General features: G+C 68.7%; 6 protein-coding genes. All 6 read left to right on the forward strand.

All coding sequences use genetic code 11. The features are described from left to right. The first annotated feature begins 130 nt into the window (after positions 1–130). The gene (locus GMST_RS09735) at positions 131–2,971 is read left to right on the forward strand and encodes an Ig-like domain-containing protein (RefSeq protein ID WP_183354461.1); all 2,841 of its coding nucleotides are present in this window, start codon (positions 131–133) and stop codon (positions 2,969–2,971) included. Between the two features lie 90 nt (positions 2,972–3,061). Next, entirely contained in the window at positions 3,062–6,826 is a 3,765-nt protein-coding gene (locus tag GMST_RS22415; protein WP_183354462.1) for an RCC1 domain-containing protein, read from the forward strand. A 428-nt stretch (positions 6,827–7,254) separates the two neighbouring features. Beyond that, the gene (locus GMST_RS22420) at positions 7,255–9,882 is read left to right on the forward strand and encodes a cytochrome c peroxidase (protein ID WP_183354463.1); all 2,628 of its coding nucleotides are present in this window, start codon (positions 7,255–7,257) and stop codon (positions 9,880–9,882) included. Positions 9,883–10,426: 544 nt separating this feature from the next. Next, entirely contained in the window at positions 10,427–12,223 is a 1,797-nt protein-coding gene (locus tag GMST_RS09750) for an Ig-like domain-containing protein (RefSeq protein WP_183354464.1), read from the forward strand. Between the two features lie 129 nt (positions 12,224–12,352). Next, positions 12,353–13,786: a multicopper oxidase domain-containing protein gene (locus GMST_RS09755; protein ID WP_183354465.1), complete on the forward strand. Its 1,434-nt coding sequence runs from the start codon at positions 12,353–12,355 to the stop codon at positions 13,784–13,786. Positions 13,787–13,895: 109 nt separating this feature from the next. Then, entirely contained in the window at positions 13,896–16,094 is a 2,199-nt protein-coding gene (locus GMST_RS09760) for a carboxypeptidase regulatory-like domain-containing protein (RefSeq protein WP_198424549.1), read from the forward strand. Positions 16,095–16,110 lie beyond the last annotated feature (16 nt).

Here is a 16,110-nt window from a genome sequence, read left to right on the forward strand (position 1 = left end):
GTCCGATCCGGCGTCTCCGGCACCCGGGCTGCATTATCGGCGCTCCGCCCCGTGCCCGCGGGACCGGCCGCCGGCCTGATATGGACACGGTTCAGGAACCCCCTTCCTGGCCGCAAAAGGGAGGATCGCCATGAAGGAATCAACAGCAACCATACGCTACCAAGGAGCGGCGGGGCGCCTTTTGGGCACGCTTTTTTCTCTCGTGCTCCTTTTGGGAGTCTTAAGCGGCACGGCGGGCGCGGCTTTGAAAGCCGTGGGGCCCATCGACCCGCTGACCTCGCTCCCCGCCTTCTACCAGGACTTGAGCAGCCTCGCGCTGCAGCCCTGTCTGGACCAGAACGGGTTCTGCATCCTGCCGCCGCCGTTCGACCCGTTGACCAGCGTCCCCTTGAGCCCGATCACCACGACCGGGCCGATCAACAGCACGAACCTGCCCGCGGAGGGGTTCTACTACTCCGCCGGGGCCCTGATGAACATCGAGGGTGGCGAGAAGGCACGGCTCGACTTCGTGCTGGAGTACGCCTTCCTCTCGGGGGTGGCCCCCACCCTGGGGCAGACCTTCCTGCGCACCGACCTGGCCAAGATGAGCAAGGGGCTCTTGACCCCCAACTCGACCTACCGGGTCACCCACCCCTACGGGAGCTTCACCTTCCGCTCGGACGCCACCGGCAAGTCGATCAACGACGGCCCCAACGGCGTGACGGTGCGGCTCGAGGACCAGATCGGGGTGAACGCCGACTACTTCCCCCCCCTGTTCCAGGCGGCCCCCAACACCAACATCGGACCCTACCTGAGGCCCGCTGACGGCATCTTCCCGACCGCGCTGGTGAACGGGCAGGCCCACACCTACATCGGCGATGCGGTCACCCCGATCCCGGTAACCGGCGGACCCAACGGCAACATCTTCCGGATCGACCGGCTGGACGCTCTGGGTAACCCGGTCCCCGGCGCGAGCTGGTTCACCAACCTCTGGACCCTGGCCGGGCGCGTCTTCACCGACCCGATCGCCTCGCCGATGACCGTGAACCGGGCCACCTACGCCCGGGACGCCAGCAGCCAGCAGGTGGACATCTTCGCCTCCGCCGAGCGTGCCGCCATCCTGACCATCTCGGGGACCGGCATCGCCTCGACCACGCTGGACCAGGACGTCCCCAACACCGGGAAGTTCTTCGTGCACCTGCCGGTGCAGGCGCTCCCCGGCAGCCTGACCATCAGCAACTCGCTCGACCTGCCGGTGATCCCGCACCCGGTCCCGCTGGTTGACGAGGTGAACATCACCGAGTCCTTCTACAACCCGGACACCAAGGCGATCACGGTGCGCGCGGCGTCGCGCGACAAGCTGGCGCCGCTCCCCACCCTGAGCGTGCCGGCCTTCGCGACGCCCAACACGCTGGACGCCACCGGGACCGTGGTCCTCGCGCTGCCGCTCAACACCATACCGCCGCAGAGCATCACCGTGGTCTCCAGTAACGGCGGCACGGCAACCGCGCCGGTCAGCGTGGTGATCCCCCCGGCGCCGCCGGTTGCGGCGGATGACAGCGCGACCACCGCACTCAACACGCCGGTCGTCATCGACGTGCTCTTAAACGACCTCTCCGCCGCACAACTCGACCCCGGCACGGTGCGCATCGTGAACGCCGCAGCCAACGGCAGCACCGTGGTGGCCCCCAACGGTTCGGTGATCTTCACCCCGGCCAGCAACTTCTCGGGGGCGACCAGCTTCGGCTACGACGTGATGGACAGCTTCGGCCAGCGCTCCAACACCGCCACGGTGACCGTGAACGTCCTGTCGCCGCCGGCCCCGACCACGGTGGCCGACGCGGCGAGCACCACCCAGGGGATTGCGGTGACCATCAACGTGCTCGCCAACGACAGCGGGGTGATCAACCCGGCCTCGGTGCTGATCTCCACCCCATCCGCCAACGGCACTGCGCTGGCCAACCAAAACGGCAGCATCACCTTCACCCCGGCCGCCGGATTTACCGGCGTGACCAGCTTCGCCTACACCGTGGCGAGCCTCGCGGCCCAGCCGCTCACCTCGCAGCCGGCCACGGTCACCGTGACCGTGATCCCGCCTGCGGCCCCGCCAGCGCCGGTCGCGAACCCCGACAGCGCCTCGACCCTGACCGGCAGCGCGGTGACCATCCCGGTGCTCGCCAACGACACCATCGGGGCACCCGGGGTGATCGACACCACCTCGGTGCTGATCGCCACCACTTCGGCTAACGGGCTGGCCGCCGCGAACCCGAACGGCACCGTGACCTTCACGCCGGCCGCCGGCTTTGCCGGGACCACCAGCTTCAGCTACACGGTGGCCAACACCTCGGTCCCGGCGCTCAGGTCCAACGCCGCCACCGTCACCGTGACGGTGAGCGCCCCGGCCCCGGCCCCGGTCGCCAACAACGACACCGCAACCACCACGGCCGGCACGGCGGTTAGCACCGCGGTCCTCGCCAACGACACCATCGCGGCCCCCGGCGTGATCAACACCGGGTCGGTCCAGATCGTGAGCCAGTCGGCCAGCGGCAGCGCGGTCGCCAACGCAAGCGGCACCGTGACCTTCACCCCGGCCGCAGGCTTCACCGGAACCACCAGCTACAGCTATACCGTGGCGAACAGCTCGGTCCCGCCGCTTACCTCCAACACCGCCACGGTGACCGTCACCGTGAACGCGCTGGCGAGCCAGACCATCCAGGTGACCCGGGCCCAGTTCACCCTGTCGAGCGCCTCCTGGCGCATCGACGGCACCGTCACCCCGGCGCCGCCGGCCGGAACCACGCTCAGCATCTACAACTCCGCGCTGGTGGGCGGGCCGGTGCTGATCGGGAACCTCACCGTCGCCAACAACGGCAGCTTGACCTGGAGCTCGCCCAACGGCTCGCCGCAGCCCAACGCCGCGCGCCGGATCAGCATCCAATCGAACCAGAACCCCGCCACCAAGCTCGAGAACATCACGGTGACGGTACGCTGACGCCCGAGCCGGGCCGGCCTTCAAGGCCGGCCCGGCTTCCCCTGACGGCGCCGCCTGGGGCGGCGCACCGCTCCGCAGGGAGGATCTACCATGAAAACCTCATTGAACATGCTGCGCCGGGTGCTCCCCGCGCTTTTGATCTCGATCCTCCCGGGACTGGCCGCACCTTCCTGGGGGGCCACCCCTAACCTCGCCGCCGGCGAGAGCCACAGCATCATCCTCAAGGCCGACGGCACCCTCTGGGCCAGCGGCGCGAACCTCTCCGGCCAGCTGGGCGACGCAAGCCGCACCTCCCGCACTAGCGCGGTTCAGGTCGGCCTCGAGCAGGGGTGGGCCGGCGCGGCCGCCGGGGCCGAGCACACCCTCGCCGTCAAGAGCGACGGCACCCTCTGGGCCTGGGGGAATAACGCCTCCGGCCAGCTCGGCTCCCTCAGCGGTACCGGGACACCGGTCGGCACCCAGTCAAGCCCGCTCAGGATCGGCGCGGCACGGGACTGGGGCGCCGTCGCCGCCGGGAGCGCCACCTCCTACGCCCTGAAGGCCGACGGCACCCTGTGGGCCTGGGGCGAGGGGGGGCTCGGGCAGCTCGGTAACGGCGCCACCGCGCGCCAGAACCAGCCGGTGCAGGTAGTGAACCCCGCCGGCGGGCGCTACCTCATGGTTGCCGCCGGCGCCGACCACGCCCTGGCCCTCATGGCCGACGGGTCCCTCTGGTCCTGGGGGAGTAACGCCTTCGGCCAGTTGGGGGCCGCCGGCAGCGATCCGGCCACCCCGCGCCAGGTCGTCCTCGCCGCTGCCGTTTCCGACAACGACTGGCGCGCCGTCGCCGCGGGGGGGAACTTCTCCCTCGCGTTAAAGGCGGACGGCACGCTCTGGAGCTGGGGGGACAACGCGGCGGGGCAGCTGGGACTGGGTTCCACCCAGCCCCAGGCCGAGCCGGTGCAGGTGGGAAACGACCGGGACTGGGCGGCTCTGGCCGCCGGCGCCCTGCACGCGGTGGCGCTCAAGAGAAACGGCCGGGTCTACGCCTGGGGGGACAACAGCTCGGGGCAGCTCGGCAACGGGGGCTTGGGGCAGCTGAACGCCCCGGCGCCGGTCCCCGGCATCGGCAACCTGGTCGCGCTTTCCGCCGGCGCCTTCCATACCCTGGCGCTTTCCGCCGACGGCCGCAGCTGGGCCTGGGGGGGGAACCTGGACGGCCAGCTTAACACCGGCAGCCAGACCGGGAGCCTCGCCCCGGCCGACGCGGGGAACGCGGGGCTTGGCTGGGTCGCCCTCGAGCCGGGAAACCAGTTCACCCTGGCGCGCCGCTCGGACGGGAGCCTCTGGAGCTGGGGCGACAACACGAGCGGCCAGCTGGGGAACGGGACCCTCGCCACCCAGGCGACCCCCGCCGCGCTGGACGCGCGCCACGACTGGGCCGCCCACGCCGCCGGGTTCGGGCACGTGGTGGCGCTCAAGGCCGACGGCACCCTGTGGGCCTGGGGGGACAACTCGAGCGGCCAGCTGGGGGACGGCTCCCGCAACCCGAGCACCTTCCCGATCCAGATCACCAGCACCAAGCCGACCTCGGCCGCCAACGACTGGGCCCAGCTGGCGGCGGGGGACTTCCACACCCTCGCCCTGAAGGGGGACGGCACCCTGTGGGCCTGGGGGGACAACTCGACCGGGCAGCTGGGGGACAACACCAACACCCCGATGGGGAAACAGCCCGAGCAGATCGTGACCGGCAACCCGGGCAACTTCGACAGCAACTGGATCGCCATCGCGGCCGGCGGCGGCCACTCGCTCGGGCTGCAGGCCGACGGGACCCTCTGGGCCTGGGGGGACAACAGCGACGGGCAGCTGGGCGACCCTGCGCTTTTGGGGAGCGTCAACTTCCCGAGCCAGCTCGTGAACTTCAACCCGCCCGCCGACAACCCCGGCTTCAACGGGAACTGGAAGGGGATCGCCGCGGGGTTCGCGCACTCGCTCGCGCTGCAGGCGGACGGTACCGCCTGGGGCTGGGGGAGCAACTTCGACGGCCAGCTCGGTAACGCCGACGCGACCCTCCCGAACCCGCCGGGACAGCCCCAGCCGGTTCAGGTCGTAAACGCCGGCCCGGCCCCGTTCCTGGCGCTTTCCGCCGGCGACGCGCACAGCCTGGCGCGGAAGGCGGACGGGACGCTCTGGTCCTTCGGGCGCAACCTGGGCGGCCAGCTGGGTATCGGCAGCTTCGACAGCACCCCGGTGCCGCACCCGGTACCGCTTGCCGAAGCCACCGGCTCCTTCACCTGGAGCGCTTCCGGCATCGGCGGCAGCCACAGCGTGGCGCTCATGGCCGACGGCACCCTGTGGGGATGGGGGAACAACTTCTCCGGCCAGCTGGGGGACGGCTCCGACCAGGACCGCAACCGCCCGGCCGCGCTCCTGGAGGGGTTCGCCAGCGCCCCGACGTCCCTCGACCTGGGGACCGCCTTCCTGGGGGGGGCGGGCCTTTCCGGGAACCTGAGCCTCGGCAACAGCGGCAACGGCAACCTCTTCGTGACCGGCATCACCATCTCGGGCGCCGACGCGGCGCAGTTCGCCGTGGACCCGGGGAGCTGCGGCCTGCAGCTCGCCTTCCTGGTCCCCGCCGGGGGGAGCTGCCAGCTCAAGGTGAGCTTCCAGCCCGGTGCTGCCAGCGGGTCCCGCAGCGCCCTTCTGGAGATCGCCACCAGCGACCCGGTGGCGCCCAGGCGCCAGGTGGCGCTCGCGGCACTCGCCGCCCAGCACCAGATCACCCTTGCCGCCGGTCCCAACGGGAGCATCTTCGGACCGGTGCTGGTGAACGAGAACGCCACCCCGAGCTACGGCATCGTGGCGGCCACCACCTTCCACGTGGCCGACGTCAAGGTGAACGGGGTATCGAAGGGGGCGCTCACCACCCTCACCCTGCCGCCGGTAACCGGCGACCTGACCATCGCGGCGAGCTTCGCCATCGACACCTTCCCGGTGAGCTTCGCCTCGGCGGGCAACGGCACCCTCTCGGGGACCCTGAGCCAGAGCGTCCCCTACGGTTCCGCCAGCGCCACGGTCACCGCCCTCCCGGCAACCGGCTACCACTTCGTAAACTGGACCGAGGGGGGAAGCATCGTGGGGACCAACGCCGCGCTCAGCGTCTCCAGCATCACCGCGGCGCGCAGCTTCACCGCCAACTTCGCCATCAACAGCTACCCGGTGACCTTCGCCTCCGGCGGCAACGGCACCCTGACCGGCAGCGTGAGCCAGAGCGTCGTCCACGGCGCCTCGGCGACTACCGTGAGCGCCGTTCCGGCACTCGGGTACCACTTCGTGAACTGGACCGAGGCCGGGCAGGTGGTCGGGAGCGGCACCGCCCTCACCCTCGGCAACGTGACCGGGGCGCGCAGCGTCACCGCGAACTTCGCCATCGACACCTTCACGGTGAGCGCCGCAAGCGACGCCAAGGGGAGCGTCTCCCCGGCCGGGGTGAGCACCGTGAACTACGGTTCGAGCGTCACCTTCAGCTTCACACCCGCCGCCGGCTACCAGGTGGTGGACGTCCTGGTGGACGGGGTCTCCCAGGGGGCGCCCGGCTCCTACACCATCTCCAACGTGACCGCAAACGGCCACACGGTACAGGTGGTATTCATCCCCGACGGGGATCTAAACGGCGACGGCCAGGTTACCATCGCCGACGCTTTGATGGCCCTGCAGATCGCAGTAGGTCTGAACCAGCCCACACCGGCCCAACTGCGGCACGGTGACCTGGCGCCCCTGGATGTGAGCGGCATCCCGGCGCCAGATGCCCAGATTCAGGTGGCCGATGCCCTGGTCATCCTGAAAAAGTCGGTGGGGCTTACCTCCGGGTTCTAGATCTGCCAGCAGCTGCGGCGTCATCATCGGTGGCTGTCCGGGGTCCGAGCCGGGCAGCCACCATTTTTCTCCGGGGCGGGCAGCGGCACGCCCTCCCGCTGGCCCGCCGTCATTTGACGGAGACGGAGCCGGGAGCAGCTCCCGGCCGCCGCACCCGGTCCGCCCGGCCGGGTGCCGTTTTTTTGTCAGCGACAGATTCCGGGCAGTGCGCCGCATCCCGCGCGGCTCCTAGTGTTTACGGGGCGTTGCCGGGCGCAGCGCTTCAGGTGCCGACAACCTTTTGGCCTTGAGCGCACCGGCCACATCCGCCGCAACTTCCGCCCCTTAGCCGCCTGAGCGCTTCCGGGGGCGGTGGCGCGTTAATTGCTAATGAAAAGGCTCGTTCCCGCCGATGTAGTACCCAGGACCCCCCTGCAAGAGGACACCGTATGACCCGAGCAAACCTTGTGCGCCGGCTCTTAGCCGCGCTTATCTGCCTGTGCCTTTCCGGCACCAGCTTCGCGGAGGTGGTGCCGCCGCCGACCCTGTTTCCCTTGAACCAGATCCCGGTGCCGGAGCCGCCGAGCCTCTTTCAGTACCTGAAGAACAAGCCGGCGGCGATCCGCCTGGGGAAGGCCTTCTTCTGGGAGATGCAGGCGGGCAGCGACGGCATCGTCGCCTGCGGCAGCTGCCACTTCCACGCCGGAGCGGACAGCCGGCTCAAGAACACGGTGAACCCCGGGACCCGCGGCGGGGACACCACCTTCCAGGTGCGCGGCCCCAACGACACCCTGCAGCCGGGGGACTTCCCCTTCCACCAGCGCCAGAACCCCGAGTTCCAGGCCTCGCCGGTGCTGCGCGACTCCAACGACGTGGTGGGCTCCCAGGGGGTGACGCTGAACAGCTTCGTCGGCATCGTCTCCGGCTCGGCCGTGGATGACGGCGTCCCGGTGGCCGATCCCATCTTCCAGGCCGGCGGGGTCAACATGCGCCGGGTCACCGCCCGCAACGCCCCGAGCGTCATCGACGCCGTCTTCAACTTCAACAACTTCTGGGACGGCCGCGCGCACTTCGTCTTCAACGGCGAGAACCCCTTCGGCCCCCTGGATCCCTCGGCGGGGGTCTGGATCAACCAGAACAACACCCTTTTAAAGCAGCCCGTCCTGATCGAGTTCGCGAGCCTCGCCTCCCAGGCGACCGGCCCTCCGCTGGACGACACCGAGATGTCCTTCACGGGGCGCAGCTTCCCGCAGCTGGGGCGCAAGCTGTTAAGCCTCACCCCGCTCGGCAAGCAGCTGGTGCACCCCGGCGACTCCGTCCTGGGGACGTTCTCCAACTCGGTTAGGCAGCAAAACGGCACCCCCAGCCCGGACAAGGGGCTCAGGGTGAGCTACCGGCAGCTGATCCAGGACGCCTTCCAGGACCAGTTCTGGAACTCGAGCCTCCTGACCCCCGCAGGCTACAGCCAGATGGAGGCGAACTTCGCCTTCTTCTGGGGGCTCGCCATCCAGCTCTACGAGGCGACGCTGGTCTCGGACCAGACCCCGTTCGACCGCTTCCTTGGGGGGGACCAGAACGCGCTCACCACCCAGCAGCAGGACGGCTTCAGCCTCTTCTTCGGCGCGGCCGGCTGCAGCGCCTGCCACATCAACAGCGAGCTCTCCTCGGCCTCGGTGCGCGCCTCCGGCTTTCTCACCAACGCAAGCCACGCCCTCATCGAGCCGATGACCGTGGCAAGCGGGCTGCAGGTGATCTACGACAACGGCTTCAACAACACCGGGGTGCGCCCGACGGCCGAGGACATCGCCCGCGGCGGCAGCGCGCCCTTTGTGAACTCGGCCACCGGCTTCCCCTTTCCGCTCTCCTTCTCGGCCCTGGCCGAACTGCAGGCCCTAGGGACGCTCGCCTTCAACCCGAACCTCTTCCCGCTGGGCGCGCCGGTCACCCCGATCCTCCCCCCCCAGATCCGCGCCACCTTCCCGGTGGCGAACCAGGGGAACTTCAAGGTCCCGGGGCTGCGCAACGTCGAGCTCACCGCACCGTACTTCCACGACGGCGGGGTCCTCACCCTCGACGACGTGGTCGACTTCTACGTGCGCGGCGGCAACTTCCCGGTGGCCAACCAGGCGAGCCTCGATCCGGGGATCGTCGAGATCGGCACCCTGCAGAACCAGCCGGCCAAGCAGGCGGCGCTGGTCGCCTTCTTAAAGTCGCTCACCGACGAGCGGGTGAGGGCGGAGAGCGCCCCCTTCGACCACCCCGAACTCTTCGTCCCCAACGGGGACCCCGGCTTCATCAGCATCCCGGCCCGCGACGCCCTGGGGAACGCGGCAGCCTCCCTGCTCATCACCCTCGACCCGGTGACCAGCCCCACCGGGCTGGCGAGCCAGTCGATCGGCGGCACGGTCGATGCCGGCTCCTCGGTGTCGGTCACCCTGGACACGGCGGCCGCGGTCGGGCCGGTGACCGTGAGCGGCACCCGCTGGAGCGCCCAGGTAACCGGCCTGGTGCGCGGCGCCAACACCCTCACCGTGACCGCCACCAACCAGGCCGGCGACTCCGCGAGCGTCAAGGGGAGCATCACCCTCTTGACCACCCCGGGGCTTACCCTGGACGCCATCCCCGCCGTCACGGCACGCGCCCAGCTCGTTATCGGCGGGAGCGTGGACGCCGGGCTCACCCCGGTCGTCGCGCTCAACAGCGCCGCCACGGCCGGACCGGTCACTACCAGCGTCGGCGGCACCCGCTGGAGCTGCACCATCTCGAACCTTGTCCCGGGCGCCAACATCATAACCGTGGTGGCGGTCGACGCCGCCGGGAACCTGGCCGTGCGCAGCGCCCAGGCCAAGTACGCCCCGAGCGACGGCGACCTGAACCTGGACGGGCAGGTGGACCTGGCCGACGCCCTGGGGGCGCTGCGCATCGCGGTGGGGGTCGACCAAGCCCCCGGCGCCGAGGCGAAGGCCCACGCCGACGTGGCCCCCCTGGTGAACGGGGCGCCGTCCCCCGACGGCGTGGTCGACCTGCTCGACGCCCTGGTGATCCTCAAGAAGGTGGTCGGGAGCCTCAACTTCTAGCCTCCCGGTCCTGTAACCCTCCTAAGGCGAGGGGCGCTCGGTGCGCCCCTCGCCTTTTTTGTCCCTCGCGTCTTTGGGACGCGCCCTTCCGCCTGCAGCCGAAGCGAATCCCCCCTGTCCCCGGCGTTGTCCGGTTAGTTCTTTGCCGTCGCCGGGCGGGTGAAAACTCTCCCTCCCCCGCCACACCCACGCCCAACTCGCTGCCCTTTAATCTCCCCTGCAAACATCTTGGCACGACAAAAACGAGGACAGGAAAAATATTCGATGTGATTTTCGATATTTACCCGCCTTGTCGCTTTTCTGTCGCTTTATTTTCCCCTCGCCCCGGTACGTCCATCAGCCGCCGGACTCGACGCTAACTGTTTGAAATAGCGCGCGTTACTCTCTGGGGAGGTGGTTGGCATATTCCATGTACATAGGGAGATACAGTCACTTTCAATCGAGATAGTTTCGCTTGCTTCCCAAGTAGTTAGTTGTAGTGCTGCAATGAGCTGCTCAGCTGAGATAACCCGTTTGGTACCGGCGAGCATACGAGGAGAAAGCCATGAAAATGAAATCTTTAGTGGGGGCATTCTTAGTTGGTTTGTTGGCGGTGGCCCAGGGGTGCGGCGGCGGAGGCGGCGGCGCCGCTTCGGGCCCGGCTCCCGGCAGCACCGTCTTGAGCGGCACGGCAACCAAGGGACCGATCGCCGGCGGGACCGTGAAGGTGTTCGCGATCGTCTCGAGCGCCACCTCCAACCCGCGCAGCGGCGTACCCCGCCTGAGCTCGTCGGCCCTGGCCCAGGGGAGTACCGGCTCGGACGGCAGCTACAGCATCACCCTCCCGCCGGGGAGCGCCAAGGGGGGACTTTTGGTGCAGGTGACCGGCGGCAGCTATAAGGACGAGGCGACCGGCGCCTCGCGCAGCGTGGACGACCAGTTCGGCCCCAGCGGCATGCGGGCCATCTTCGGCAACGTATCGAGTGCCGCCCGCGGCGGCCAGTTGAGCGGCTACGTCACCCCCTTCACCGAGATGGCCTACCAGGCCTCCGGCGGCGACCTGCGGGCCCAGGGGATCGACGACGCCAACCGCCGCGTGGCGGGCGCCTTCGGACTTCCGGACCTGACCAAAACCCGGCCGCTCGATCCCAACACGCCGTTCCCCGCAAACGCGAGCGCGGATTCCAAGAAGTACGCCCTGGCGCTGGCGAGCCTCTCCCAGTACCAGAAGGACTACGGCGGGATCAAGAAACTCTCCGAGATCGAGACCGAGCTGGAGGCCGAGGCCAACAACGGGGTGCTGACCGGCAGCACCGACAACAAGTTCCGCTCCTCCGGTAACAACTTCGCCGCCAGCGCCGGCAACCCGAACCCGAGCCTGTTGGGGAGCGGCGACAACGCGAGCGCGCCGACCGAGATCCAGGGGAGCGTGACACCGGCGAGCCTCCCCATCGGGGGCGCGGCCCTGATCCAGCTCAGCGTGAAGACCGGCGGCGGGAGCGCGGTCCCCGACGGCACCCTGGTGAGCATCTCCAGCAGCCTCGGTACCCTCTCCGCAGCCAGCGGCGCCACCGTCGGCGGGCAGGTCAGCTTCTCGCTCTCGAGCGCAGCCCCGGGGAACGCCACGGTTACCGCGCGCTCGGGCTCGGCGAGCTTCACGAGCGGCCCCATCGCCTTCTTCGACCCGAACCAGCCCGCCGGCCTCTCCTTGAGCGCCAGCAGTTCCTCGGGGATCGTGAACGGCCAGGGGGTACAACTCTCCGCCAGCGTGACCCGGGTGGCCGGCGGTCCGGTCCCCAACGGCAGCGTGGTCAGCTTCGCCATAAGCTCCGGGTCCGGCCTCCTCTCCAGCGTCGGCACCACCGCAAACGGCATCGCCACCACGACCCTGACCAGTGCGGTCGCCGGCTCGGTCACCGTTACCGCGAGCATCGGCTCCTTAAGCCAGAGCATCCCGGTTAGCTTCGTGGTGCAGCCCACCCGGGCCGTGGTCAAGGTGCGCACCACCGGCCTCCTGCCGCTGGGAACCCTGATCGGCGGCATCGGCGCCACCGTCACCTACTCCGGCGGCAAGGGGCTCAGCATCACCGCGAGCAGCGCCGACATCGGCGTCTCCGGCGCCGGCCTGGGCTCCACCATGGTCCCCAACGTGAACACGGCAGGCCAGGTGACCCTGGGGCTTATCAACGTAAGCGGCATCGGCAGCGGCGAGTTCGCCACCCTGAACTTCGCCATCGCGGCAGGGAACTTCCCCACCATCCAGGATTTCGCCATCTCCAGCTTGGGGCTGAGCATCATCGATACCGCCACCATCAATATCCCCGGCATGGGGGTTGGGATCGCGAGCGTGACCCTGCAGTAGGGTTTCGGGGGGCGCCCAAGCGGCGCCCCCGAAACCCAGGGACACTCGGCCCGTTGATTCGGTCTGCCGGCCAGCCGCCACGGGGTGCCCACCCGGCCCCGGCAGACCCTGCACTGTAAGGAGGATGCGATGAAACGACGTGAATTCTTGAAATTGAGCGCTGCCGGGGTGGCCACCCTGTTCATCGGCCGGATTCCCGGATTGGGTATCGAGGACGCCTTTGCCGCCACCCAGGTGCTGGAGATCAGCATCACCGACGCGCTGAAGGACATGGTCACCCACAACGAGATCAACACTGCCCAGAGCTATTTCTGGATCTACAAGATGAAGGCGGACGGGATCGAGGTCCCCGCCGACTGCCCGGGCCCCACCATCGTGGCCCTCAAGGGGGAGTCGATCACCGTCACCGTAACGAACGACCTGGACGAACCGCACGCCTTCTACATCCCGGGGCGGCGCCCCGACGATCCGCCGCTCTTCGACAGCGGCGAGATCAAGCCGGGAGCGACCTTCACCGGCACCTTCACCGCCAGCCAGTCCGGCGCCTTTTTGTACTACGACAACCTGAACGCGCCCGTTAACCGGGTCATGGGGTTGCACGGCGCCCTGGTGGTCCGCCCCACGGCGGGGGTGGCGGGGCACAAGATGACCCCCTACGACGACCCGAGCCCGCACGTGCAGGACCTCTACGACGCCTTCGGCGACCCCGGCGTCTTCCCGGGACTCGCCTGGGAGCAGGGGGACCCGAGCACCCACACCCCCCCCTTCAGGCAGTACGTCTGGCTCACCCACCAGGTAAGCCCGGCGCTCTTCGCCGAGGTGGGGAATCTGCCGCCGGGGCAGCTCTACGACCCCCAGAAGTTCGAGGACGCCTTCCTGCGCGACCCGTTCAGCGCGACCGGCGCCAACCGGCTCCCGAAGTTCTTCACCATCAACGGGCAGTCCGGCTTCTTCTCCCACTTCAGCCCGGGGATCACCCCGATGGGGCGGGTGGGGGAACCGGTGGTGATCCACATCCTGAGCGCGGGACTTTGGACCCACTCGATGCACATCCACGCGAACCACATCTTCATCACCAGCGAGGACGGCGTGGTTACCGAGAACCCGCTCTGGGTCGACGTCTACACCGTGAAACCGATGCAGTGGATCGACTACACGGTCCCCTACATGCGCCCACCCGACATCCCGAACCTGCGCGGCATCGGTCGCCCCGACCTGGGGATGCCGATTGGCAACGGCAACCGGGCCTATCCCCCGCTGCAGGAGTTCGACATGTACTACCCGGGGCCGGGCGAGGACATCGCCCAGGATGCCAACGGCAACCCGATCGACCTGAAGCAGCGCATGTCGCCTCTGTGCTTCCCGATGCACGACCACTCGGAGCCGAGCCAGACCGCCCAGGGGGGGAACTACAACTGCGGGCTCATCTCGGGGATCTACTTCGTCGGCGACCGGAACACCCCGGGGGCGATGAACTTCCCGATGGACGAGGACTTCGCCATGATGTTCCGCAACATCCGCGGCATCGCCGCCACCGGACCGGCCCCGGGACCCACGCCGTAACGGCCAAGGCTCTAACTTCTATGTTTTATGTTCTAAGTTCTAGGTTCTAAGTTCTAGGTTCTCTGTTTTGTGTTGTTAGTTCTGCTGAAATGTTCTGAGGAGGCACGCCATGTCCGTTCAAAATCCCAAATATGCAATAGCCCGCTGGTCCGTGGTCGGTATGGAGGGGATGTGGTCCAAGATGTTCGACCCCCCCACCGAGAGCCCGGTGACCCCGGAACTCCTGGCGCCAACGAATCCGGTCCCCGAGGTGATGGCCGCCGCCGGGTACCAGAACCCGCCGGCCACCCCGCACACCGTGCAGCGCGACCTCCTGCACGGCCTTAAGATGCCGACCTGGGACGGCAAGAAGCAGCTCTTCTTCATGACCTTCGCCGACAACGACAACCCGGCGGCGAAGCAGGGGACCTACCCGGGACCTACCATCAGGATCCCGCGCGGGGTGGTCTACCACGCCGAGACCTCGGCCAAGGGGCCGCCGCCGCACACCATCCACTGGCACGGCATCGAGCCCACGCCGATGAACGACGGGGTGGGGCACTGCTCGATGGAGCTTGGCCAGTACACCTACCAGTGGCAGCCCAACTTCATCGGGTTCTACTTCTACCACTGCCACAGAAACACCATGCAGCACTTCGAGTTCGGCCTGTTCGGCGCGATGCTCATCGAGCCCCCGGACGCCTACTTCGCCACCCAGGTGCTGGGGGTCGACACCGCCCCGATCGGGCACTGCCGGGACGGCAAGCGGCGCACCGCGGCGAACCTCGCCGACTTCCCGCAGTTCCCCGGCTTCAACGGGAACCTCTTGACCGACCCGGACCCCTGGACCGGCGACCCGCAGCTCAAGTTCCCCAGCGACCCGCACGCCATGACCGTCCCCTACGACGTGGAGGCCCTCTGGGTCCTGGACGACCGGGACTCGGTCTGGAGCGACCTGGCTCCCAACGCCCGGCAGACCTATCCCCAGCACGGCATCAAGCCGGGGATCAACGACAACTTCCACGGCCACGCCGGGGCCCTGGCCCAGCCGGGCGACTTCTTCGCCTTCAACGACTTCAACCCCGACTACTGGTTCGTGACCGGCATCCCGGTCCCCGCCCTCAAGGGGGGGACCGGCACCATCGTGGCGAACGCCGAGATCCCGCCCGAGCTGAACAGCGGGGTCTCCGGGACCCAGATCCCGATCAACGCCCAGGTGGGGCAGACCATCCTGGTGCGCTGCCTGGACGCCGCCTATAACAGCCTGCGCGTCACCTTCCCGGTGAACGTGGTGATCATCGCCTGGGACGGCCGGGCCCTGGGGCAGCCCCCCTTCGGGTTCAACGAGGCCTACCTGGTGCCGGCGGGGACCACCATCCACATGAGCACCGCGCGCCGCTTCGACGCCCTGATCCGGGTCAACGCCCCCTTCACTGGGTACGCGGTGGCCGAGTTCATCAACACCCGCTCCCAGATTCCCGGTGAGAGCGAGGAGGTGCTGATGACCTGCCGCATCCCGATCAACATCGGCGGCACCCCGCAGCAGGCCCCGACCTTCACCGCCTTCGGGCGCCTTCTCGACCCGCTGGGGCTGCCGCTAGCCGGCGCCAGCATCACGGTGAACCCGAAGAGCCAGGGGGGGAGCGCACCGGTCGCCGTGGTAAGCGATGCCGGCGGCAACTTCCAGGTCCCGGGGCTCATCAACAGCAGCTACGAGATCACCCCGAGCCTTGCCGGCTTCAGCTTCGCACCGGCCAGCCGGATCATCACGGTGAACGACCAGAACGTGAAGGCCCAGAACTTCAGCGCCAGCGCCGCGGTGGGAACCGTGAGCGTCGCGCCGAGCCGGACCAGCCCGCAGCCTCCCGGACTGCCGGGCGGCATCACCTTCAGCGCCGATGTCCAGGGGGGGAGCGGCCCCTTCGAGTACCAGTTCTGGCTGGTAAACGGCGCCGACAAGACGCTGATGCGCGACTTCGCCGCCAATCCCAAGTGGAACTGGGACACCCTGGTGAGCGCGGCGGGGAGCTTCACTATCGAGGTGCACGTACGCCAGGTCGGCGCGACCTTGGCCTCGGCCGAGAAAACCGCCAGCATCGACTTCGCGCTGGCCGGGCAGCCCCCGACCTTCACCCCCAACAGCTACAACATCCAGGAGGCGCTCGACGCGCTGCGCATCGAGGTGGGGCTTAAGAATCCGACCAACGCGGAACTGGCCCGCTACGACGTGGCCCCGCTCCTCAACGGGATCGCCAAGCCCGACGGCAAGATCGACCTGGCCGACGTCCTCGAGATCCTGCGCATGGCGGTCGGACTGGCTCCTTTGTAAGGGAGGGGCTAGGGAT

Origin of the sequence: Geomonas silvestris, assembly GCF_014193515.1 — a bacterium.
In the GTDB taxonomy this organism is placed as follows: Bacteria; Desulfobacterota; Desulfuromonadia; order Geobacterales; family Geobacteraceae; genus Geomonas; species Geomonas silvestris.